This is a genomic window from Pseudomonas sp. Z1-14 (genome assembly GCF_051132005.1).
GTDB lineage: Bacteria > Pseudomonadota > Gammaproteobacteria > Pseudomonadales > Pseudomonadaceae > Aquipseudomonas.
Window position 1 is genome coordinate 5,686,577 of record NZ_CP071646.1, and the last position, 22,105, is coordinate 5,708,681.

22 protein-coding genes are annotated in these 22,105 nt (G+C 63.9%); 18 read left to right on the top strand and 4 right to left on the bottom strand.

The features are described from left to right. Nucleotides 1-9 precede the first annotated feature (9 nt). From J3P89_RS26070 to J3P89_RS26150, 17 genes are all read left to right on the top strand, one after another. Nucleotides 10-264: an acyl carrier protein gene (locus J3P89_RS26070; protein WP_434626430.1), complete on the top strand. Its 255-nt coding sequence runs from the start codon at nt 10-12 to the stop codon at nt 262-264. Then, nucleotides 261-806: a hypothetical protein gene (locus tag J3P89_RS26075; protein ID WP_434696083.1), complete on the top strand. Its 546-nt coding sequence runs from the start codon at nt 261-263 to the stop codon at nt 804-806. Before J3P89_RS26070 ends, J3P89_RS26075 begins: the two co-directional genes overlap by 4 nt. Then, a complete protein-coding gene (locus J3P89_RS26080; protein WP_434696084.1) occupies nt 803-2,485 on the top strand; it encodes an AMP-binding protein in 1,683 nt (560 codons plus the stop codon). The genes J3P89_RS26075 and J3P89_RS26080 overlap by 4 nt, the downstream gene beginning before the upstream one ends. A 143-nt stretch (nt 2,486-2,628) precedes the next feature. Further along, nucleotides 2,629-3,363 (top strand): glycosyltransferase family 2 protein, encoded by a 735-nt coding sequence (locus J3P89_RS26085; protein WP_434673371.1) that lies wholly within the window; start codon nt 2,629-2,631, stop codon nt 3,361-3,363. Beyond that, nucleotides 3,360-4,298 carry a glycosyl transferase gene (locus tag J3P89_RS26090; protein WP_434626434.1) on the top strand — a complete coding sequence of 313 codons (939 nt, stop codon included), beginning with the start codon at nt 3,360-3,362 and terminating at the stop codon, nt 4,296-4,298. The genes J3P89_RS26085 and J3P89_RS26090 overlap by 4 nt, the downstream gene beginning before the upstream one ends. Further along, nucleotides 4,279-5,823, top strand: a complete 1,545-nt coding sequence (locus tag J3P89_RS26095; RefSeq protein WP_434626436.1) for an HAL/PAL/TAL family ammonia-lyase — start codon at nt 4,279-4,281, stop codon at nt 5,821-5,823. Before J3P89_RS26090 ends, J3P89_RS26095 begins: the two co-directional genes overlap by 20 nt. Beyond that, nucleotides 5,816-6,241: an acyl-CoA thioesterase gene (locus J3P89_RS26100; protein ID WP_434626437.1), complete on the top strand. Its 426-nt coding sequence runs from the start codon at nt 5,816-5,818 to the stop codon at nt 6,239-6,241. The genes J3P89_RS26095 and J3P89_RS26100 overlap by 8 nt, the downstream gene beginning before the upstream one ends. Continuing rightward, nucleotides 6,238-6,831 (top strand): LolA family protein, encoded by a 594-nt coding sequence (locus J3P89_RS26105; protein WP_434696085.1) that lies wholly within the window; start codon nt 6,238-6,240, stop codon nt 6,829-6,831. The genes J3P89_RS26100 and J3P89_RS26105 overlap by 4 nt, the downstream gene beginning before the upstream one ends. Further along, entirely contained in the window at nt 6,815-9,154 is a 2,340-nt protein-coding gene (locus J3P89_RS26110; RefSeq protein ID WP_434696087.1) for an MMPL family transporter, read from the top strand. Before J3P89_RS26105 ends, J3P89_RS26110 begins: the two co-directional genes overlap by 17 nt. Continuing rightward, nucleotides 9,151-10,308 carry a sodium:proton antiporter gene (locus J3P89_RS26115; RefSeq protein ID WP_434696089.1) on the top strand — a complete coding sequence of 386 codons (1,158 nt, stop codon included), beginning with the start codon at nt 9,151-9,153 and terminating at the stop codon, nt 10,306-10,308. The genes J3P89_RS26110 and J3P89_RS26115 overlap by 4 nt, the downstream gene beginning before the upstream one ends. After that, nucleotides 10,295-11,542, top strand: coding sequence for an NAD(P)/FAD-dependent oxidoreductase (locus tag J3P89_RS26120; RefSeq protein ID WP_434696090.1), 1,248 nt, complete (start codon nt 10,295-10,297; stop codon nt 11,540-11,542). Before J3P89_RS26115 ends, J3P89_RS26120 begins: the two co-directional genes overlap by 14 nt. A 10-nt stretch (nt 11,543-11,552) precedes the next feature. Next, entirely contained in the window at nt 11,553-12,281 is a 729-nt protein-coding gene (locus tag J3P89_RS26125; protein WP_434626443.1) for a class I SAM-dependent methyltransferase, read from the top strand. After that, nucleotides 12,278-12,760, top strand: a complete 483-nt coding sequence (locus J3P89_RS26130; protein ID WP_434696091.1) for a DUF3261 domain-containing protein — start codon at nt 12,278-12,280, stop codon at nt 12,758-12,760. The genes J3P89_RS26125 and J3P89_RS26130 overlap by 4 nt, the downstream gene beginning before the upstream one ends. Beyond that, complete coding sequence (locus J3P89_RS26135; protein WP_434696092.1) at nt 12,757-13,953, top strand: beta-ketoacyl-[acyl-carrier-protein] synthase family protein; 1,197 nt, start codon at nt 12,757-12,759, stop codon at nt 13,951-13,953. Before J3P89_RS26130 ends, J3P89_RS26135 begins: the two co-directional genes overlap by 4 nt. Continuing rightward, the gene (locus tag J3P89_RS26140) at nt 13,950-14,417 is read left to right on the top strand and encodes a hotdog family protein (RefSeq protein ID WP_434653912.1); all 468 of its coding nucleotides are present in this window, start codon (nt 13,950-13,952) and stop codon (nt 14,415-14,417) included. Before J3P89_RS26135 ends, J3P89_RS26140 begins: the two co-directional genes overlap by 4 nt. Continuing rightward, the gene (gene fabG, locus J3P89_RS26145; protein WP_434653914.1) at nt 14,414-15,142 is read left to right on the top strand and encodes a 3-oxoacyl-ACP reductase FabG; all 729 of its coding nucleotides are present in this window, start codon (nt 14,414-14,416) and stop codon (nt 15,140-15,142) included. The genes J3P89_RS26140 and fabG overlap by 4 nt, the downstream gene beginning before the upstream one ends. Further along, nucleotides 15,142-16,368 (top strand): beta-ketoacyl-ACP synthase, encoded by a 1,227-nt coding sequence (locus tag J3P89_RS26150; RefSeq protein WP_434626449.1) that lies wholly within the window; start codon nt 15,142-15,144, stop codon nt 16,366-16,368. Before fabG ends, J3P89_RS26150 begins: the two co-directional genes overlap by 1 nt. Before the next feature lie 75 nt (nt 16,369-16,443). On the opposite strand, the gene J3P89_RS26155 is transcribed toward J3P89_RS26150, so the two are convergent. Further along, nucleotides 16,444-16,887 carry a DUF2846 domain-containing protein gene (locus tag J3P89_RS26155; protein ID WP_434626450.1) on the bottom strand — a complete coding sequence of 148 codons (444 nt, stop codon included), beginning with the start codon at nt 16,885-16,887 and terminating at the stop codon, nt 16,444-16,446. A 126-nt stretch (nt 16,888-17,013) separates the two neighbouring features. Then, nucleotides 17,014-17,907 (bottom strand): LysR substrate-binding domain-containing protein, encoded by an 894-nt coding sequence (locus J3P89_RS26160; RefSeq protein ID WP_434696093.1) that lies wholly within the window; start codon nt 17,905-17,907, stop codon nt 17,014-17,016. 120 nt (nt 17,908-18,027) lie between these two features. Between J3P89_RS26160 and J3P89_RS26165 the strand changes: the two genes are divergently transcribed. Next, nucleotides 18,028-19,302: an MFS transporter gene (locus J3P89_RS26165; RefSeq protein WP_434696094.1), complete on the top strand. Its 1,275-nt coding sequence runs from the start codon at nt 18,028-18,030 to the stop codon at nt 19,300-19,302. A gap of 45 nt (nt 19,303-19,347) precedes the next feature. On the opposite strand, the gene hemE is transcribed toward J3P89_RS26165, so the two are convergent. Both hemE and J3P89_RS26175 read right to left on the bottom strand, forming a co-directional pair. Continuing rightward, nucleotides 19,348-20,415: a uroporphyrinogen decarboxylase gene (gene hemE / locus J3P89_RS26170; protein ID WP_434696095.1), complete on the bottom strand. Its 1,068-nt coding sequence runs from the start codon at nt 20,413-20,415 to the stop codon at nt 19,348-19,350. Nucleotides 20,416-20,666: 251 nt separating this feature from the next. Then, on the bottom strand, nt 20,667-22,085 hold the full coding sequence (locus tag J3P89_RS26175; protein ID WP_305497346.1) for an FAD-dependent oxidoreductase: 1,419 nt from the start codon (nt 22,083-22,085) through the stop codon (nt 20,667-20,669). Nucleotides 22,086-22,105 lie beyond the last annotated feature (20 nt).

The window sequence follows — 22,105 nt, forward strand, 5'->3', positions numbered from 1 at the left end:
GACCGGACCATGCAAACTCGCGACGACATTTTCAACATTCTGCGTGCTGCACTGGTCGAGCTCTTCGAGCTGGACCCCGATCACGTGACGCTGGAAGCCAACCTCTACCAGGATCTGGAAATCGACAGCATCGATGCGGTCGACCTGATCGACCACATCAAGCGCCAGACCGGCAAGAAGATTGCCGCCGAAGAATTCAAGTCGGTGCGCACCGTCAACGACGTGGTCGAGGCGGTCTATCGACTGGTCCAACCGGCCGCATGAGCCGGCTGATTGGCCTCGGCCTGCTGCTGGCGGGCCTGCTGTACCCCTTCGCGGTGTATTTCGGCATGGAGCACTTTGCTCCATGGCAGTTCGGGCTGTTATTAGGTGGCCTGTGGCTGGCCCGGGCGTTACTCGGCAAAGGCAACCCCGGCAGTCGCTGGATGGCGGCCTCGGCGATTACCTTTTGTGTATTGCTCGCGGTGTTCGACAGCCCGCTCCTGCTGCGCTGGTATCCGGTGCTGATCAGCGCGTTCATGCTCGGGCTGTTCACCCTGAGCCTGAAATATGGCCCGCCGATGGTTGAACGCCTGGCCCGCCTGCGGGAACCGCAATTGCCGGCCAGGGCGGTGATCTATACCCGCCAGGTGACAGTGGCCTGGAGTGTGTTTTTCCTGTGTAACGGTGTGCTCGCTGCGGTCCTGACGCTTTGGGCGCCGCTGAGCTGGTGGATGTTGTACACCGGCCTGATTTCCTACGGACTGATGGGCCTGATGTTTGCCATTGAATGGCTCATACGACAACGGGTAAGAGGCCGCCCATGAATTGGATAACACTTGAGCAGATGCTGCTCAAGGCCCAGCCGGACCGTGTTGTTGCAGTCGCCCCGGCATTAAACCACTCGCAACTGCGCGACGACGCGCTCTGCCTGGCCGCTAGCCTGCAAGCCCGGGACATCCGGCGCGTGGCCGTGCATTTCGAAGATGCCGCCGACCTCGCGGTGGCCCTGCTCGGCGCCTGGCGCGCCGGGGCGCATGTGCTGCTGCCCGCCGACCTGCAAGCGCAAACCCGCCAGCGCTGGTCGGCCGACGTCGACTTGTGGCTGACCGACCTGCCCGTAGACGCCCGGCCCGACGAGATCCGCCAGGCGCCGCTGGAGGCTGCCGAACTGGACCTCGATCAGTGCTGGTTGACCCTGTGTACCTCCGGCTCCAGTGGCGAGCCCAAGCGCATCGAGAAAACCCTGCGCCAGCTGAGCAATGAAGTCCAGGCGCTGGAGCAATTGTGGGGCGCCGACCTCGGTCCGCAGGCCTGCATGATCGGCAGCGTCGCCACCCAGCATATCTACGGTCTGCTGTTCCGGGTGCTGTGGCCGTTATGCGCCGGACGCACCTTTGTGCGCCGGCAGTTGGCTTTCCCGGAAGACCTTCAGCGCGCCAGTCGCGAGCATCCGGCATTTGCCTGGGTCGCCAGCCCGGCGCTGCTCAAGCGCATGGGCGACAATCTCGATTGGCCGGCCTTGAGCAGCGTGCGTCGGGTTTTCTCCTCCGGCGGCGCACTGCCGGCCGAAGCAGCCCGCAGCCTTCAGCAACGCCTGGGACAATGGCCAACGGAAGTGTTCGGCAGCTCGGAAACCGGCGGTATCGCCTGGCGTCAGGGCGGCGACCTCTGGCAACCCTTTGCCGGCGTCGAACTGGGCCAGGACAGTGACGGCGCCCTGCTGATTGCTTCGCCTTATCTCCCAAGCGGCCATGTCGAGCACAGCGCCGACGCGGCGCGTATCACCGAGGACGGGCGCTTCGAATTGCTCGGCCGCCTGGATCGCATCGTCAAGCTTGAAGAAAAACGTATCTCGTTGCCAATGCTGGAGCAGGCGCTGACGGCCCACGACTGGGTCAGCGAAGCACGGCTGGGGGTGGTCCAGGAAAATCGTGCTTCTCTCGGCGCACTGCTGGTGCTCAGCGAAACCGGCCTGCATGCCTTGCGCAACCTGGGCCGACGAGCCATGACCGAGGCCCTGCGCCAGCACCTGAGCGGACATTGCGAAACCCTGGCCCTGCCGCGACGCTGGCGCTGGCTGCGGCAACTGCCGTTCAACGCCCAGGGCAAACTGGCCCAGGCCGAGGTCGAAGCTTTGCTGATGGCGCCACGTTCGAAGGCGCCTGAAGTGCTCGACCAAGGCGAGACCGACGGCGAATGGAACCTGCGTCTGGCCGTACCGCCAGACTTGGCGTACTTCAGCGGTCACTTCCCCACCGCGCCGGTCCTGCCCGGCGTGGTGCAGGTGGACTGGGCCTTGAACCTGGGCCGCCAACTGATGGACCTGCCGCCGCGGTTCGTCGGCATGGAAGTGCTGAAATTCCAACAATTGGTGCGCCCCGGCGATGAAATCCAGCTACACCTGCGCTTCGATCGCGAGCGCGGCAAGTTATATTTCACCTATCGCAATGACACCGCGGCGTGCTCCAGTGGGCGGATTGTTCTGGGGGTGGCCGATGACTAACCGCACCGCTGTCCTGTGGCGAGGGAGCTTGCTCCCGCTCGAGTGCGAAGCGCTCGCTCTTGAAAAATCAGGGGCTGCTTCGCAGCCCAGCGGGAGCAAGCTCCCTCGCCACAAAATGCTCCTCAGCCGCCGAGACATACCGCATGCATAACCCCTGCGCCGTCATCCCGGTCTACAACCACGAAACAGCCATCGCGACGGTGGTCCAGACGTTGCTTGGCAACGGTTTGCCCTGCGTGCTGGTGGACGACGCCAGCAGCCCGGCCTGCGCGGCTGTGCTGGAGCAACTGGCCGGGCATGAGCGGGTTCACCTGGTCCGGCTGGCAGTGAACCAGGGTAAAGGCGGCGCGGTGATGACCGGCCTGCGGGAGGCTTCGCGCCTGGGCTTCAGCCACGCCTTGCAGGTCGACGCCGATGGGCAACACGACCTTGGTGACGTGCGCACCTTCATCGAGCAATCCCGCGCCCACCCGGACGCGCTGATCTGCGGTTATCCGCTGTACGACGCCAGCGTGCCGAAGGGCCGTCTGTACGCACGCTACCTGACTCACGTGATGGTCTGGATCAACAGCCTGTCCCTGCAGATCCGCGATTCGATGTGCGGCTTCCGGGTCTATCCGCTGGCCCCGACCCTGGCACTGATCGACTCGGCGAACATCGGCAAGCGCATGGACTTCGATTCGGACATCCTGGTGCGCCTGTCCTGGCGCAACCAGCCGATGCACTGGTTGCGCACCCGCGTGCATTACCCTTTGGACGGGGTTTCGCACTTTCGCCTGTTCCATGACAACGTGCTGATTTCGCGCATGCACACTCGGTTGTTCTTCGGCATGCTGGTGCGCTTGCCGGTGATTCTCTGGCGGCGGTGGCGAGCATGAGCACAGACAAACAACACTGGGCGGACCGCCAGGAACGCGGCAGTTTCTGGTTGATGAAACTCACCGCGTTGGCTGCGAAGGTCCTTGGCCGAAGGCTTCTCACGCCGGTGCTGTACGGCATCGTCCTGTATTTCTTCGTTTTCGGCCGCAGCGCCCGGCAAGCGGCGTGGCAGTACCAGCAACGGCTCGCCGACTGGAGCCGTCAGCCCGAGTTGCGCCCAACGCATCGGCGAGTGTTCGGACAGTTCATGGCTTTTGCCGATTCGCTGCTGGATAAACTCGACGTCTGGAACGGCAAGCTGAGCATCGACCAGATCGAAATCGTCGACCCGGCGCTGCTGCGCAATCACCTGCGCGACAGCCGCGGGCAAATGCTGGTGGGCGCGCACCTGGGCAATCTGGAAATGTGCCGGGCCCTGGCCGAACTGGGCGAGAAAGTCACCATGAACGTGCTGGTGCACACCAAGCACGCCGAGCAGTTCAATCGCTTGCTCGGCGAGGCCGGCGCCACGCACCTGCGGTTGATCCAGGTCAGCGAGCTGGACCCGCTGATCATGCTGCAACTGAGCGAACGCCTGGAGCGGGGCGAATGGTTGGCGATCGCCGGCGACCGCGTGCCGCTGCATGGCGGGCGCAGCGTGACGGTGGATTTCATGGGGCACCCGGCCGCCTTCCCGCAAGGGCCCTGGCTGCTGGCCGGCCTGTTGAAATGCCCGGTCAACCTGCTGATGTGCCTCAAGCACGAGGGACGTTATCGCGTCACCCTCGAACCGTTCGCCGATGCCGTGGTTTGGAAACGCAACGAGCGCGAACAGGTGATCGCCCATTGGGCCGGCCTGTACGCCGGCCGCCTGGCGCAGTATTGCCTCCAGGCGCCACAACAGTGGTTCAACTTTTACCCTTTCTGGAAGACCGATGACCAAGCCCATTCCTGAGCCGGTAACTTTCGGCGAACACGCCTTGCGCATCGAAGACGTGCTGGCCCTGGCCAACCGTCAGGCGCCGACGCAATTGCAGGCGGACCCGGCGTTCCGCCAGCGCATTGCCAAGGGTGCGCAATTCCTCGACTCGTTGCTGGACAAGGAAGGCGTCATCTATGGCGTGACCACCGGCTACGGTGACTCTTGCGTGGTGGCCGTGCCGTTGCACCATGTCGAAGCCTTGCCGCGGCACTTGTACACCTTCCACGGCTGCGGGCTGGGCAAGCTCCTCGATGCCCAGGCTACCCGCGCCGTGCTGGCCGCGCGGTTGCAGTCGCTGTGCCACGGCGTGTCAGGCGTGCGAGTGGAGCTGCTGGAACGGCTCCAGGCCTTCCTCGAACACGACATCCTGCCGTTGATTCCGGAAGAAGGCTCGGTGGGCGCCAGTGGCGACCTGACGCCGCTGTCCTACGTCGCCGCCACGCTGTCTGGTGAACGGGAGGTCATGTTCCGTGGCGAGCGCCGGCTGGCCGCCGACGTGCACCGCGAACTGGGCTGGACGCCGCTGGTGCTGCGACCCAAGGAAGCCCTGGCGCTGATGAACGGCACCGCAGTGATGACCGGCCTGGCCTGCCTGGCCTTCGCCCGCGCCGATTACCTGTTGCAACTGGCGACCCGGATCACCGCGCTGAATGTCGTCGCCCTGCAAGGCAACCCGGAGCACTTCGACGAGCGCCTGTTCGCCGCCAAGCCACACCCGGGCCAGATGCAGGTCGCCGCGTGGCTGCGCAAGGACCTGGCCATCGACGCGCCGACCGCGCCGCTGCATCGCCTGCAGGATCGCTACTCCCTGCGCTGCGCCCCTCACGTACTAGGGGTGTTGGCGGACAGCCTGGGCTGGCTGCGTTCGTTCATCGAAACCGAGCTCAACAGCGCCAACGACAACCCGATCATCGACGCCGAAGCCGAGCGTGTGCTGCATGGCGGGCATTTCTACGGCGGGCACATCGCCTTTGCCATGGACAGCCTGAAAAACCTGGTGGCCAACGTCGCCGACCTGCTCGACCGCCAGCTCGCACTGTTGGTGGACGAGCGCTACAACCATGGCCTGCCGAGCAACCTGTCCGGCGCCAGCGCCGAGCGGGCGATGCTCAACCATGGCTTCAAGGCCGTGCAGATCGGCACCAGCGCCTGGACCGCCGAAGCCTTGAAGAACACCATGCCTGCCAGCGTGTTCTCGCGCTCCACCGAATGCCACAACCAGGACAAGGTCAGCATGGGCACCATCGCCGCCCGGGACGCGATCCGTGTGCTGGAGCTGACCGAACAGGTGGCCGCCGCGACCTTGCTGGCGGCCAACCAAGGCGTGTGGCTGCGCAGCCGTGTCGACGACGCGCGACCATTGCCGCCAGCGCTGGCCGCCATGCACCGGCAACTGTCCGAAGACTTCCCGCCGGTCATCGAAGATCGCGCCCTGGAAGGCGAATTGCGCCTGTGCCTGCAACGCATCGCCGAGCAACACTGGAGGCTGCATGCGTAGCCAGGGCGCTCTGCACGTTGACACCCGGATCGTGGTGCCGTTTTTCGACGTCGACTCGATGAACGTGGTTTGGCACGGCCACTACGTCAAATATCTCGAAGTGGCCCGCTGCGCCTTGCTCGACCTGATCGGCCACAACTACAACGACATGCTCGAGTCCGGCCATGCCTGGCCGATCATCGACTTGCAGTTACGCTATGTGCGCAGCGCGGTGTTCGGCCAGGCCCTGACCGTGCGCGCCAGCCTGGTGGAGTGGGAAAACCGGCTGAAGATCAATTACCTGATCAGCGACGCCGCCACCGGCGAACGCCTGACCCGGGCGAGTTCGGTGCAGGTGGCCGTGGACATGGCCAGCCGTGAAATGCTGCTGGCCTCGCCTCGGGTATTTGTCGAAGCCGTCGAGAGGAAACTGTCATGAAACGCCTGTTCATCTGGCTGCTGCTGTGTGGCCTGGCGCCGCTGGCCCAGGCGTTCGACCTGCAGCAATTGAGCGAGCAACTGGCCCGCCCGGAGGTGATCCACGGCCAGTTCATCCAGGAAAAACATCTGCGCGCCCTGCCCCAGCCGCTGATCAGCAAGGGCCGTTTCGTGCTGGGGAAAAACCACGGCCTGTTGTGGTTGCTGCAAACGCCGTTGCAACAGGACTACCGGATCACGGCCAAAGGTATCGCCCGGCGCGATGGCAACGCCTGGCAGATGCTGCCGAACAAGAGCGCCGGCGCCGAGCAGAACCGCCTGTTCCTGGCGGTATTGCAGGGCGACAGCAGCGGCTTGCAGCGGGATTTCGAGCTGAGCCTGTCGGGCCAGCCGCAGCAGTGGAAACTCACCCTGACTCCACGCTCGGTATTGCTCAAACAAGTATTCAAGCAGATCAACATCGACGGCGGCGAACTGGTCCAGCGCATCGAACTGCTAGAAACCCAGGGTGACAGCACCGTACTGCGGATGCAGGACGCTACCGCCGCGCAACCGTTGAGCGAAGCGGAGCAACATGACTTTGCCGAGTGAACGCAGGCTACCGCGGCTGTTCCTGATCCTGCTGCTGGCGGTGCTCGCGCTCGCCGGTTGGCAATGGCGCAACGGTGCGCCGCTGTCGGCCAATCTCATGGAACTGGTCCCAGGCACGTCCCCGGACGCCTTGGAACTTGTCGCTGAACAGCGCATGCAGGAACCGCTCAATCGCGAGGTTCTGGTGCTGGTCGGCCACGCCGATCGCCAGCAGGCCATCGCCCTGGCGCAAGCCCTCGGCGAGCAATGGCAGGCCAGCGGGCTGTTCGACAAGGTCCAATGGACGCTTCAGGCCGACTTGCCGGCGCTTCGTTCGCAGTTGCTGGATGGCCGCTTGGCGATGCTCTCGGCAGTCGACCGGCAACAGTTGATCGAGCAGCCCCAGGCGTTTATCCAGCAGCGGGTACAGGCCCTGTTCGACCCGTTCAGCGGCTTCAGCCTGGTGCCCAGCCAGGACGACTGGCTCGGCCTGACCGGGCGCATCCAGAATAGCCAGCCACAACGCGGCGCCATACAACTGGACGTGGGCAGCGGCGCGCTGGTCGCCGAAGCCGACGGCAAGCATTGGGTAATGCTGCGGGCGCGTACCCAGGGTAACGCCTTTGACATGCACCTGCCGCTGCAAGTCGCCGATCTGCTGCAACGCAGCCGTGATCAAGCCAGCCAGGCCCAGGGCCAATTGTTGGCGGCCAGCGGCCTGTTGTATGCCGCCAGTGGCCAGCGACAGGCTTCGCGGGAGATCACCTGGGTCGGCGGCGGCGCGACGGTCGGCATCCTGGTACTGCTGTTGCTGGCGTTCCGACGCTTTGCCGTGTGGCTGGCGTTCGTGCCGGTGCTGGTCGGCATATTGTTCGGCGCGGTGGCGTGCGTGGCGCTGTTCGGGCGCATGCATGTGATGACCCTGGTCCTGGGTTCGAGCCTGATCGGCGTGGCGGTGGATTACCCGCTGCACTACCTGTCCAAAAGCTGGAGCCTCAAGCCGTGGCGCAGCTGGCCGGCCCTGCGCCTGACCCTGCCGGGCCTGAGCCTGAGCCTGGCAACCACTTGCATCGGCTATCTGGCGCTGGCCTGGACGCCCTTCCCGGCCCTGACCCAGATTGCTATCTTCTCTGCCGCCGGCCTGGTCGGTGCCTATCTGTCGGCGGTCTGCCTGTTGCCGGCCCTGCTCAAGCACGCCGACCTGCGCCCAGCGCAATGGCCGCTACGCCTCTGCGATAACCTGCTCAGGTGCCGCGAAATGTTGCTGGCACGGGTGCGCACGCCGATTCTGCTGGCCTTGTTGCTGGCCTTCTGTGGTGGCGGACTCTGGCAACTGACCAGCAAGAACGACATCCGCCAGTGGATCGGCACGCCCCAGCACCTGACCGACGAAGCCCGCGATGTCGCGCGCATCACCGGTTTCCAGCCGACCAGCCAGTTCTTCCTGATCCGTGCCGATGATCAAGCGCAGTTGCTCGAACGCCAGACCGCCCTCAACGAGCGGCTCGACCAGTTGATCGGCCTGGAAAAACTCCAGGGCTACCTGTCCCTCAATCAACTGGTCAGCCCACCCGCCGAACAGGAAAAACTCCGCGCGGCCCTGGCGCGGTTGCCGGCGTTCTGGCAACCGCTGCTGGACCTGGGCGTGCCGCTCGCCGCGCTGCAAGCGGAGTTGAAGCAGTTGCAGGCCTTGCCAACCGCCGACATCGATGCCGCATTGAGCGGGCCGCTGGCCGAACCCTACCGCATGCTCTGGCTCGGCCCGACAGGCCAAGGCGTGGCGGCGGTGGTCAGCCTGCAAGGCTTGAACGATGCCGCGTTGCTCCGCGTGCAGGCGGTGGATCTGCCCGGCGTGCAATTAGTGGATCGCCTCGGCGACCTCAACCGCGTCTTCGCCGCCACGCAGGTCAGCGCCGCCGAACTGAAGCTGGCCTCCTGCGTGCTGATCGTGCTGGTGCTGATCTGGCCGTTCGGCGTCGGCGGGGCCCTACGCGTCGTCGCCCTGCCGCTCCTGGCCGCGCTGTGCAGCCTGGCGAGCCTCGGCTGGCTGGGGCAACCGTTGACGCTGTTCAGTCTGTTCGGCCTGTTGCTGGTGACGGCCATCGGGGTCGACTACGCCATCCTCATGCGTGAACGGATCGGCGGGGCCGCCGTGAGCCTGCTGGGCACGCTGCTGGCGGCGACCACCACCTGGCTGTCGTTCGGCCTGCTGGCATTGTCCAGCACGCCGGCCGTGAGCAACTTCGGTCTCGCGGTGAGCCTGGGGCTGGCGTTCAGCTTCTTGCTGGCGCCGTGGGCCGGGCAGCAGGCCCATGCGAATGCCGCTACGGAGCCGGTGCAATGATGACCCTGCTGTTCTGGTTGATGGCCCTGGCGCTGTTTGCCGTGGCGACGATTGTCGGGCGGCGCTGCGGGCTGATCCCGATCGTCAGCCAGTTGCTGCTGGCGACGTTCGGCCTGCCCTTGCTGATGTATTTCTGGATCGAACCGGGCTGGCACCTCAGCGGTGCGCAACTGGTCTCGCCGGTGTGGTTGAAGAACCTCTACAGCCTGGCGTTCGCCCTCTTGCTCGGGCATATCCTCAGCGATGTGATCGACCTGCGCCTCGACCGCCAGAGCGTGAAGATCGCCCTGCCGAGCTTTGGCGTGCCGTTTGCCTGCGGCCTGGCGACCGCGTTCTGGCTGCTGCCGCCGCAACCGTGGATCAGCTCGCTGGCGGTGGGGCTGCTGTTCGCGATCACGGCGATACCCGTGCTGTATCTGTATCTGCGCCACATCGGCTACCCGCCCGACGCGACCCGCCGCCTGGTGCAGACGGCGATCCTGATCGACCTGATCTGCTGGAGCCTGTTCGCCCTCGCCCAGGGCAGCCTGCACCTGGCCAGCCTGCTGCTGCCGCTGGCCGCCGCCGGCGTGCCGTTGCTGCTGCGACTGGCGGGCCTGCGCCAACCCTTGCTGCACAGTGGCCTGTTCTTTGTCCTGCTGGTGGTGGCCGAGCATTACCGGCTCAACGCGCTGATCACCGGTATCGGCTATCTGCTGTGCATGGCGGCGCTCAAAGTGCCGCTGGTATTGCCGCTCGGCGCGGAGTGGATGCACAGGTTGCAGACCTACCTGGCCATCCCCTTGATCCTGACGTTCGGCATTGTGCAGATCAATGTGCACAGCGCCCTGGCCAGCCTCGGCTGGGTCCAGCTGGCGGCGTTGCTGCTGTTGCCGATTGCCAGCAAACTGCTGGGCAACTGGCTGGGGCTGGGTTGGGCCGGAGCCTCGTTCGTCGGTGCCAGCCGCTTTCGGGAAAGCATCCTGCTGAATATTCGCGGCTTGAGTGAAATCGTCTTTCTCAATCTGCTGCTGCAACAGCAACTCATCAGCCCGGCGCTGTACTTCGCGCTGATGCTGATGGGGTTGTTCGCCACATTGCTGCCGGCCCTGGCCGGCTTTCACCGTATTCCCTCGATTGCCGTCCCGGCGAGGAGACCCAGTGCCAACAGTTGAAATGGAACGTCGACAGGTCGTCATCATCGGCGCAGGCCCTTCCGGCGCCATCGCCGCCGCACTGCTCAAGCGCAAGGGCCACGATGTGCTGGTCATCGAGCGCCAGCATTTCCCACGGTTCTCCATTGGCGAAAGCCTGCTGTCCCATTGCCTGGATTTCGTCGAGGAAGCCGGCATGCTCGAGGCGGTCAACGCCGCCGGGTTCCAGCGCAAGAATGGCGCGGCATTCGCCTGGGGCGAGCGCTACAGCGCCTTCGATTTCGGCGACACCTTCAGCGAAGGCAAGCCCACCACATTCCAGGTCCAGCGCGCCGACTTCGACAAGTTGCTGGCCGATCAGGCAGCGCTGCAAGGCGTTGAAATCCGCTACGGCCAGGCCATCGCCAGCGCCGACTTCAGCCGGGGCAAACCGCAACTGGGCGTGCAGCGCGAAGACGGCAGCGAGTACCGCGTCGAGGCAGACTTTGTCCTTGACGCCAGCGGCTACGGCCGGGTCCTGCCGCGCCTGCTGGACCTTGAGGCGCCGTCGAACTTCCCGCCGCGCCAAGCGGTGTTCACCCACATCGAAGACCGCATCGACAGCCCGGCATTCGATCGGGAGAAAATCCTCATCACCACGCATCCGACCCAGCGCGACGTGTGGTTCTGGACCATTCCGTTCAGCGGCGGTCGTTGCTCGGTCGGCGTGGTCGCCGCGGCGGAGCATTTCGAAGGCCGCACCGACGACCTCGATGCCTGCCTGCGCGGCTTCATCAACGAAACCCCAAGCCTGGCCAGCGTACTGGGCAATGCCGTGTGGGACACGCCGGCACGGACCATCGGCGGCTACTCGGCCAACGTCAAGACCCTGCACGGCCCTGGCTTCGCCCTGCTGGGCAACGCCGCGGAATTCCTCGACCCGGTGTTTTCTTCCGGCGTGACCATCGCCATGCGCTCGGCAAGCATGGCCGCCGGCGTGCTGCATCGCCAGCTGCAAGGTGAACAGGTGGATTGGCAGAGCGAGTTCGCCGAACCGCTCAAGCGCGGCGTCGATACCTTCCGCTGCTACGTCGAGGGCTGGTACGCCGGTACTTTCCAGGATGTGATTTTCTACAGCGAAGGCTCCGCCGACATTCGCCGGATGATCAGCGCGATCCTCGCCGGCTATGCCTGGGACCAGCGCAACCCGTTCGTCAGCGAACCCAAGCGGCGCTTGCGCATGCTTTCGGAAATCTGCGCGAGCCCGGCGCCATGAGCAAGCAAACATGAGCTACCTGAGCGACAACTACGTCGAAGAAACCCGCTTCGGTTTCTGGTTCCTGCGCAGCCACACCTGGCAGCACCATGTGCTGCGCGTGGCCATCGACGATCTGCGCAGCCTGTTCAGCTCCTCGCCGCCGGCCAATCCGGTGCTGCTGGATGCCGGTTGCGGCCAGGGCAAGTCGTTCCGGTATCTGCGCCAGGTGTTCGCGCCGCAACGCCTGATTGGCGTCGACGCCGACCCTCATAGCCTGAACCTCAGCGCCGAGGAAGCGGCTCGCCAGGGCATGGCCGTGGAGCTGATCGGCAGCGACTGCGCGACATTGGCGGTGCCCGATGCCAGCGTCGATTTGCTGTTCTGCCACCAGACCTTCCATCACCTGGTGGAACAGGAAAAAGCCCTCGCCGAGTTCTATCGCGTGCTCAAGCCCGGCGGCTACCTGCTGTTTGCCGAATCCACCAAGGCCTACATCGACACCTGGGTGATCCGCTGGCTGTTCCGCCACCCGATGCAGGTGCAGAAAAGCGCCGCGCAATACCTGGCGATGATCGCTAATCAAGGGTTCCGCTTCGAAGACTGCAACGTCTCCTATCCGTACCTGTGGTGGAGCCGCGCCAGGGACTTCGGCCTGCTGGAACGCTGGGGCCTGCGCCGGCCCAGGCCGTTTGGCGAGCGCGAGGAAACCCTGGTCAATGTGGTGGCCCGCAAGCCGCTCGAAGGGGTCGCCGGATGATCCGTGGTCTGCTTGCAGGTTTACTCTTGCTGCTCAGCGCCTGCGCCAGCCAGGCACCACTGCCTGAGCGCATGCCGACCCTGGCGCTGCCGCTGCAATTGCACGTCGAACGGCAACTGGACGGCCAGCGCCAGGATTGGCTGCTGGTGATTCAGCGCGAAAGCGCCGGCATCCGCTGGTCGATGATGGATCCGCTGGGCATTCCCGTCGCTCGCCAGCGCCTGGTCGACAGCCAATGGCAAGCCGACGGCCTGCTGCCGCCCAATGCCGAAGCCCGGGAATTGTTCGCCGCCCTGCTGTTTGCCCTGACCCCCGAGACGGAACTGGCCGGCCGTTACCCGACCGCCCGGCAGCAAGACGCTCGACGAACGCTCGATACCCGCTGGCAGGTGCGCTACACGCAACCGCGGGATTTTCAATTGAGCCTGCCGCAGGGGCCGAATTATCGCATTACACCGTTGAGCGAGAGCGCACGATGACCGCTTATTTGAACGCCTTGGGCGTGATTTGCGCCCTGGGTCGAGGCAAACAAAACGTTGCCCGCAACCTGTTTGCCGGCGACTGCTCAGGCGTGCGCGTCGAAGCCGGCTGGGTAGCCGAACGGGCATTGCCGGTGGCTTGCGTAACCGGAGAGCTCGCCACTATCCCTGAATCCATGGCGGCGCAACGCAGCCGCAACAATCAGCTGCTGCTCGAAGCAGGGTTGCAGATTCGTCCCGAGATCGATCAGGCCATCCAGGCTTACGGTCGTGCGCGCATCGGCATCGTGCTGGGGACAAGCACTTCGGGCATCGACGAGGCCAGCCAGGGCATTGCCCACTATCTGCGCGAGCAACGATTCCCCGAAGGTTACGACTACCAGCAGCAGGAACTCAGCGCGCCCGCCAACTTTCTCTCCGACTGGCTTGGCCTGAGCGGCCCGTCCTACGTGATATCGACCGCTTGCACCTCCAGCGCTCGGGCCCTGATGAGCGCTCGCCGCCTGCTCGACCTGGGATTGTGCGACGCGGTGCTTTGCGGTGGCGTGGACAGTTTATGCAAGCTGACCCTCAATGGCTTTTCTGCGCTGGAAGCGGTCTCGAGCGAGCGCTGCAATCCGTTCTCGGTGAACCGCAGCGGCATCAACATCGGCGAAGCGGCGGTGCTGTTTCTCATGAGCAGGACCCCGTCCGCCGGGCACCCGATTGCCCTGCTCGGCGACGGCGCCAGTTCCGATGCGCACCACATCTCTGCGCCGGAACCCAGCGGCCGGGGTGCCCGCCAGGCGATGGAAAAAGCCTTGCGCTGCGCCGGCCTGGACGCCAGCCAGATCGACTACCTGAATTTGCATGGCACCGCCACGCAACATAACGACGCCATGGAAAGCCACGCAGTGGCCGGCCTGTTCCCGGCCGGCGTGCCCTGCTCGTCGACCAAGCCGCTGACCGGCCACACCCTCGGCGCGGCGGGCGCATTGGAGGCTGCGTTCTGCTGGTTGGCCCTGTCCCGCGAAAATACCGCACAGGCCCTGCCGCCGCACGTCTGGGACGGCCAGGCCGATCCCGAGCTGCCGGCATTGGACTGGGTAACGTCCGACACCCGCTTGCACCCGAACCTGCCCCGTCGCCTGATGAGCAACTCGTTTGCTTTCGGCGGCAACAACGTCAGCCTGATTATCGGAGACGCGCAATGATTGACTGGCCGCTGGCCGAACTGCTGCCCCACGCCGGCGACATGATTCTCATCGACCGGATCCTGTCCTTTGATGACGAGCAGATCCACACCCTCGCTACCGTCAGGCCCGGCGGTCTGTTCAACCGCGACGACGGCGCGCTGCCGGCCTGGGTCGGCATCGAGCTGATGGCCCAGAGCGTTGCGGCGTTTGCCGGTTGCCACGCACGCCAACGCGGCGATGCCGTGGAGCTGGGCTTTTTGCTCGGAACCCGCAAGTTCGAATGCAACGTCGAATATTTCCCCCTCGGCACCGAGCTGACCTTGCACGGCATCCGATCGCTGGAAGACGACAACGGCATGGGTGTGTTCGAATGCCACATCCGCGCGCCGGGCATCCATGCCAGCGCACGGTTGAACGTGTTCCGCCCGCCCCACGCCGCGCAGTACCTCAATGAACCGTCCGCAACAGGAAACCAGCCATGACTGAATCCGTACTGGTCACCGGCTCCAGCCGTGGCATCGGCCGCGCCATCGCCCTGCGCCTGGCCCAGGCCGGCCACGACATCGTCTTGCACTGCCGCAGCGGTCGCGCCGAGGCCGAAGCCGTCCAGGCGCAAATCCAGGCCTTGGGCCGCAATGCCCGGGTGCTGCAATTCGACGTCTCCGACCGCGCCGCCTGCAAGACCATCCTTGAGGCCGACGTGGAAACCCACGGCGCCTATTACGGCGTGGTGCTCAACGCCGGCCTGACCCGCGACGGCGCGTTCCCCGCCCTGAGCGAGGACGATTGGGACAGTGTGATACGCACCAACCTCGACGGTTTCTACAACGTGCTCCACCCGGTGATGATGCCGATGATTCGCCGTCGCGCCGCCGGACGAATCGTTTGCATCACGTCGGTGTCCGGCCTGATCGGCAACCGTGGCCAGGTCAACTACAGCGCCTCGAAGGCGGGCCTGATCGGCGCGGCCAAGGCGTTGGCAATCGAGCTGGGCAAGCGCAAGATCACCGTCAACTGCGTCGCGCCGGGGTTGATCGACACCGCCATGCTCGATGAAAACGTCCCCGTGGAAGAACTGATGAAAATGATCCCCGCCCAGCGCATGGGCACGCCTGAAGAAGTGGCCAGCGCGGTGAATTTCCTGATGTCCGCCGAAGCCGGCTACATCACCCGGCAAGTCCTGGCCGTCAATGGAGGCCTGTGCTGATGAAGCGCGTCGTCGTCACCGGCATGGCCGGCATCACCTCCCTGGGCAGCGATTGGGAGACTATCGCGGCCCACTTCGCCGCCAACCGCAGCGGCATCCGGCGCATGCACGAGTGGGACCGCTTCAGCGAATTGAACACCCGCCTGGCCGGGCCCGTGGACGACTTTCAGGTCCCGGCCCACTGGACCCGCAAGCAACTGCGCAGCATGGGCCGGGTTTCCCGCCTGGCGGTGGGCTCGGCGGAACAAGCCCTGGCCGACGCCGGACTGTTGGACGACCCGTCGATCAAGGATGGACGCATGGGTGTGTCGTGCGGCTCCTCCACGGGAAGCACCGATGAGATCAAGGCCTTCGGCAACATGCTGCTCAACAGCGTCGCCGAAGGTTTGAACGCCAACTCCTACGTGCGGATGATGCCGCACACCACGGCGGCCAATATCAGCATCTTCTTCGGGCTGACCGGGCGCCTGATTCCCACGTCCAGCGCCTGCACCAGCGGCAGCCATGGCATCGGCTATGCCTACGAGGCGATCAAGTTCGGCCGCCTGCCGTTGATGCTCGCCGGCGGCGCCGAGGAACTGTGCCCGACCGAAGCAATGGTCTTCGATGCGCTCTACGCCACCAGCCTGAAAAACGATGCCCCACAAACCAGCCCGCGACCCTACGACAAGGGCCGCGATGGCCTGGTGATCGGCGAGGGCGCCGGCATGCTGGTGCTCGAAGAACTTGAGCACGCGCTGGCTCGTGGCGCGCGGATCCACGCCGAGATCGTCGGCTTCGGCAGCAATGCCGACGGCCAGCACGCCACCCGTCCCGAATTGAGCACCATGCGCCGCGCCATGGAACTGGCCCTCGAAGACGCCGGCCTCGAACCGTCCGCCATTGGCTACGTCAACGGCCACGGCACCGCCACCGAGCAGGGCGACATTGCCGAAACCCTGGCCACCAGCAGCCTGTTTGGCGAACACATGCCCATCAGCTCGCAGAAAAGCTTCCTCGGCCACACCCTGGGCGCCTGCGGAGCCCTGGAATCCTGGTTCAGCATCGAAATGCTGAACCGTGACCGCTACGTGCACACCTTCAACCTCGACGAAGTCGACCCCGAATGCGGCCGTCTCGATTACCTTCGCAACGAGTTTCGCAGCATGAGCAACGAGTACGTGATGAACAACAACTTCGCCTTCGGCGGGGTCAACACCTCGCTGATTTTTCGGCGCTGGCGTTGAAGCAGTCGCAGGGACTGGAAAGAAAAAGGGCACCCTTGGGTGCCCTCTAAACAGTCCGGCTCAAAGACAGTCGGGCTACTCGGCTTGGATCAGCTTGCTTTCAGACACCCCGGCGCGACCGGTTTTGTCATCAACAACCTGCAGGTTGTTACGAGCCTTGATGAAACCCACTTTCACTTCCTGCCAGACGAAATAATTCTTGCCTGGTTCGGTGCTGAGCTTGAGCTCTGAGTCATTTTCCGCAGACGAAACCAGGGTTTGTTGACCAGCCGGCACCGACAGCATCAAGTACGACTTGGCAACAGTCTGCCCGACAGCCTTGCCGTTGAGCGTTACGGGCATTTTTACCCCGGCGCCCATGCTCTCGTTGCGATAAACGTAGATGTTCGCTTTGTCAGGGGAAGTCTGGAAGGTTTTCGCCCGCGCGTCTTGGGAATCATCCGCCATTTTTACCGAAGCACACCCTGTGGTCAGCGTGGCAACTGCCAGCAAGGCGGTAAAGGTCAACTGCTTGAACATCCTGTTTCTCCATGGTGGGTTGGTCGAACATGAGCGTATCGGCTGACCTGCAGGAAAACTCAAGCGAAAAGCGCGTTCCGGAGATAAATCATAGCCTCTGCGCCACCGCGGTTCCGCGCGCAGAAGTCAACTCAAGGGATTGCTTGTCAACAGCGCCACAAACGCCTTCGCCATCGGCGAACGCTGGTCCTTGCGCTGGACCAGCCACACCGCCGAGACCGCCGCCGGATCGAGCAATGACCGGTAGACCACGCCGTCGATACGCATGCGCTGGTAAGACGCCGGCAAGACCGAGACGCCCAGCCCCGCCGCCACCAGGCCGATGATGGTCATGGCTTCGCCCGCTTCCTGGGCGAAGTGCGGGCTGAAACCGGCGTCGCGGGCCAGTGTCAGGAGTTGGGCGTAGAGACCGCTGCCGTAGCTGCGGGGGAAAAACACGAACGGTTCCTCGGCCAGCGAAGCGAGAAACAGGCCTTTGTCACTGCCCTGGGCTAGCGGATGCTTGGAGCTGAGCACAGCCACCAAGGGTTCGCGGCTGAGTTCGATTTCGCTCAAGGCGTCGGGAAGCGGCAGCGGACGCATGATGCCCACGTCGATGGCCTCGTCGAGCAACGCATCGGCCACTTGGGTGCTGCTCATTTCCCGCAGGTTCAGGTGAACTGCGGGAAAGCGCTGGCGAAAGGTGAATATCGCCTGGGGAATGGTGGAATTGAAGGGGGCTGAGGAGGTGAAGCCGATTTTCAGCTCGCCCAATTCGCCCAACTGGGCGCGGCGGGCTACGTCGGCAGCCTTGTCGACCTGGGCCAGGACCCGGCGCGCCTCTTCGAGAAACAGCCGTCCGGCCTCGCTCAGCTCGACGCGACGGTTGGTGCGCTCGAACAGGCGTGCACCAATCTCTTGCTCCAGCGCCTGGATCTGTTGACTCAGCGGCGGCTGGGAGATGCCCAGGGCCAACGCGGCGCGGCCAAAGTGCAGTTCTTCGGCGACGGCGATGAAGTAACGCAAGTGACGCAGTTCCATGTGTCCTTCCCAGCAAGTCGCAAAACGTCTTAAACAGGTCGAACAATATATTGGATAGAAACATTAGCCGGCTATATGCTTTTTTCATTGCCTGCCAGGCCGTGCTCCCCGAGGTCCATCGTGAAAACCGCTGTCGCTCCACTGGCCCATGAAATCCCGCCGCGCCCTCAGGATGATGCCGCTGCCGAGCTCAAGGACATCTATATCGAAAAAGGCACGCCGTTGTTCATGCGTACGGTGTTGGCCTTGTTCTGCGGCGGTTTTGCAACCTTCGCGCTGTTGTATTGCGTGCAACCGATGATGCCGCTGCTGTCGGCGGAGTTTTCCATCAACGCCGCCCAGAGCAGCTTGATCCTGTCGGTGGCGACCGGCCTGCTTGCCGTCGGCCTGTTGGTCACCGGTCCGATTTCCGACCGCATCGGCCGCAAATCAGTGATGGTCGCCGCGCTGTTCGCAGCGGCGCTGTGCACGATCGCCAGTGCGATGATGCCGACTTGGCAAGGCGTGCTGGTCTTGCGCGCCCTGGTGGGGTTGTCGTTAAGCGGATTGGCGGCGGTGGCGATGACCTACCTGAGCGAAGAAATCCATCCCAGGCATATCGGCCTGGCAATGGGGCTTTACATCGCCGGCAACGCCATCGGCGGCATGTGCGGGCGGCTGATCACCGGCGTATTGATCGACTTTGTCAGCTGGCATACCGCGATGCTGATGATCGGTGGCCTGGCCCTGGTTGCGGCGGCGGTGTTCTGGCGGATCCTTCCCGAATCGCGCAACTTCCGCCCACGCTCGTTGCACCCACGCAGCCTGATGGACGGTTTCACCCTGCACTTTCGCGACGCCGGGCTACCCCTGCTGTTTCTTGAAGCCTTCGTACTGATGGGGGCGTTCGTCACGCTGTTCAACTACATCGGCTACCGCCTGCTGGCCGCGCCTTACCATATGGACCAGGCATTTGTCGGGTTGCTGTCGGTCGTGTACCTATCCGGCATCTACAGTTCGGCCAAGGTCGGGGCAATGGCTGACAAGCTCGGCCGGCGGAAAATGCTCTGGGCGACCATCGCGTTGATGCTGGCGGGCCTGCTGTTGACGCTGTTTACGCCGCTCTGGCTGGTGATCATCGGCATGCTGGTGTTCACCTTCGGTTTCTTCGGCGCGCACTCGGTGGCCAGCAGCTGGATCGGCCGCCGCGCCCTGAAGGCCAAGGGCCAGGCTTCGTCGTTGTACTTGTTCAGCTATTACGCCGGCTCGAGCATTGCCGGTACGGCGGGCGGGGTCGCGTGGCACCTGGGGGGATGGAACGGAACCGGGTTGTTCATCGGATCGTTACTGGTGATCGCGCTGCTGATCGCGCTGAAGCTCGCCAGGTTGCCGCCGCTGGGTGACTTGAAAGCCTGACGCATGAACCGTTGCGGGAGCGAGCTGGCTCGCTCCCGCGCTGAGTCAGTCGTGATATTGCGCCGACAACTCATGCACCGCCCGCAGGAAGGCCCCGGCGTGTTCCGGGTCGACTTCCGGGGTGATCCCGTGACCGAGATTGAACACGTGCCCGCTGCCCTTGCCATAACTGGCGAGGATGCGCCCGACTTCGGCACGGATGGCTTCTGGCTTGGCATACAGCACGGTCGGATCCATGTTGCCTTGCAGCGCGACTCTGTTACCGACGCGCTCGCGGGCATTGCCGATGTCACAGGTCCAGTCCAGGCCCAGGGCGTCGGCGCCGGCATCGGCGATGCTTTCCAGCCACAGCCCGCCGTTCTTGGTGAACAGGATCACCGGGACTTTGCGACCTTCGTGTTCGCGAATCAGACCGCTGACGATCTTGCGCATGTAGGCCAGGGAAAACTCCTGGTACGCCGCCGCCGACAGGTTGCCGCCCCAGGTGTCGAAGATCTGCACCGCTTGCGCACCGGCCATGATCTGGCCGTTGAGATAGGACGTGACCGACTGCGCCAGCTTGTCCAGCAGCAAATGCATGGCCTGGGGATTGTCGTAGAGCATCGCCTTGGTCTTGCGGAAGTCTTTCGACGAGCCGCCTTCGACCATATAGGTCGCAAGCGTCCACGGGCTGCCAGAGAAACCGATCAACGGGACGCGGCCGTTCAGTTCGCGGCGAATGGTGCTGACGGCGTCCATGACATAGCCGAGGTCTTTCTGCGGATCGGGAATCGGCAACGCCTCGATGTCGGCCAGGCTGCTGACGACTTTCCTGAAGCGCGGGCCTTCACCAGTCTCGAAGTACAAGCCCTGGCCCATGGCGTCAGGGATGGTGAGGATGTCGGAGAACAGGATCGCCGCGTCAAGCTGCGGGTAGCGGTCCAGCGGCTGCATCGTGACTTCACAGGCGAACTGCGGGTTCATGCACAGGCTCATGAAGTCGCCGGCCTTGGCGCGACTGGCGCGGTACTCCGGCAGATAGCGACCGGCCTGGCGCATCATCCACACCGGGGTGACGTCTACAGGTTGCTTGAGCAGGGCGCGAAGGAAACGGTCGTTCTTCAGGGCAGTCATGTCGGCATCCGGAAAAAAAGTGCGGGCATTTTCTCAGAGCGCGACGCAAAAGGCACGGCAAGAGCCGTGCCTTTTATCTATCGGGGCAATTTGTCGCGGTGGAACACAGTCGTCTAACACCACAAAACAACTGTGGGAGCGAGCCTGCTCGCGAAGAGGCCGGCACATCCAACATTGAAGTTGGCTGACAGGCCGCTTTCGCGAGCAGGCTCGCTCCCACAGGGTTACTGCATTTGAGGCCTGGAGGCGGTTCAGACCTGCAAGTAATCCAGAATCCCTTCCGCCGCATTGCGGCCTTCGAAGATCGCCGTCACCACCAGGTCCGAACCGCGGACCATGTCGCCACCGGCGAAGATCTTCGGATTGCTGGTCTGGTGCTTGTACTGGCCTTGTTCCGGGGCAACGACGCGGCCTTGGCTGTCGGTCTGGATGCTGAACTGCTCGAACCACGGCGCCGGGCTTGGACGGAAGCCGAAGGCGATGACCACGGCATCGGCCGGGATGATCTCTTCGGAACCGGGGATCGGCTCGGGGCTGCGGCGGCCACGGGCATCCGGTTCGCCAAGACGGGTCTCGACTACCTTCACGCCTTCGACCTTGTCTTCCCCGACAATCGCAATCGGCTGGCGGTTGTAGAGGAATTTCACGCCCTCTTCCTTGGCGTTCTTCACCTCTTTGCGCGAGCCCGGCATGTTTGCTTCGTCACGACGATAGGCGCAGGTCACCGACTTGGCGCCCTGGCGAATCGAGGTGCGGTTGCAGTCCATCGCCGTGTCGCCACCACCGAGTACCACGACTTTCTTGCCTTTCATGTCGACGAAATCTTCCGGCGACTTTTCAAAGCCCAGGTTGCGGTTGACGTTGGCGATCAGGAAGTCCAGCGCGTCGTAGACGCCTGGCAGGTCCTCGCCGGCAAAGCCGCCCTTCATGTAGGTGTAGGTGCCCATGCCCATGAAGACCGCGTCGTATTCCTCAAGCAGTTGCTCCATGGTGACGTCCTTGCCCACCTCGGTGTTCAGGCGGAACTCGATACCCATGCCGGTGAACACTTCGCGACGATTGCTCAACACGCTCTTTTCCAGCTTGAACTCGGGAATGCCGAAGGTCAGCAGGCCACCGATTTCCGGGTTCTTGTCGAACACCACCGGGGTCACGCCACCGCGCACCAATACGTCGGCACAGCCCAGGCCCGCCGGACCGGCGCCGATGATCGCGACACGCTTGCCGGTCGGCTTGACCTTGGACATGTCCGGGCGCCAGCCCATGGCGAATGCGGTGTCGGTGATGTACTTCTCCACCGAACCGATGGTCACCGCGCCAAAACCGTCGTTGAGGGTGCAGGCACCCTCGCACAGGCGATCCTGCGGGCACACCCGGCCGCAGACTTCCGGCAAGGTGTTGGTCTGGTGGGACAGTTCGGCGGCCTGGAGGATGTTGCCCTCGGCCACCAGCTTCAGCCAGTTGGGAATGAAGTTGTGCACCGGGCACTTCCATTCGCAGTACGGGTTACCGCAGCCCAGGCAACGGTGAGCCTGGTCGGCCGACTGCTGGGGTTTGAAGGGCTCGTAGATTTCCACGAACTCTTTCTTGCGTTGACGCAACAGTTTCTTCTTCGGATCCTTGCGCCCGACATCGATGAACTGGAAGTCGTTATTCAGACGTTCAGCCATTGTTAAAACCTCATCAAACT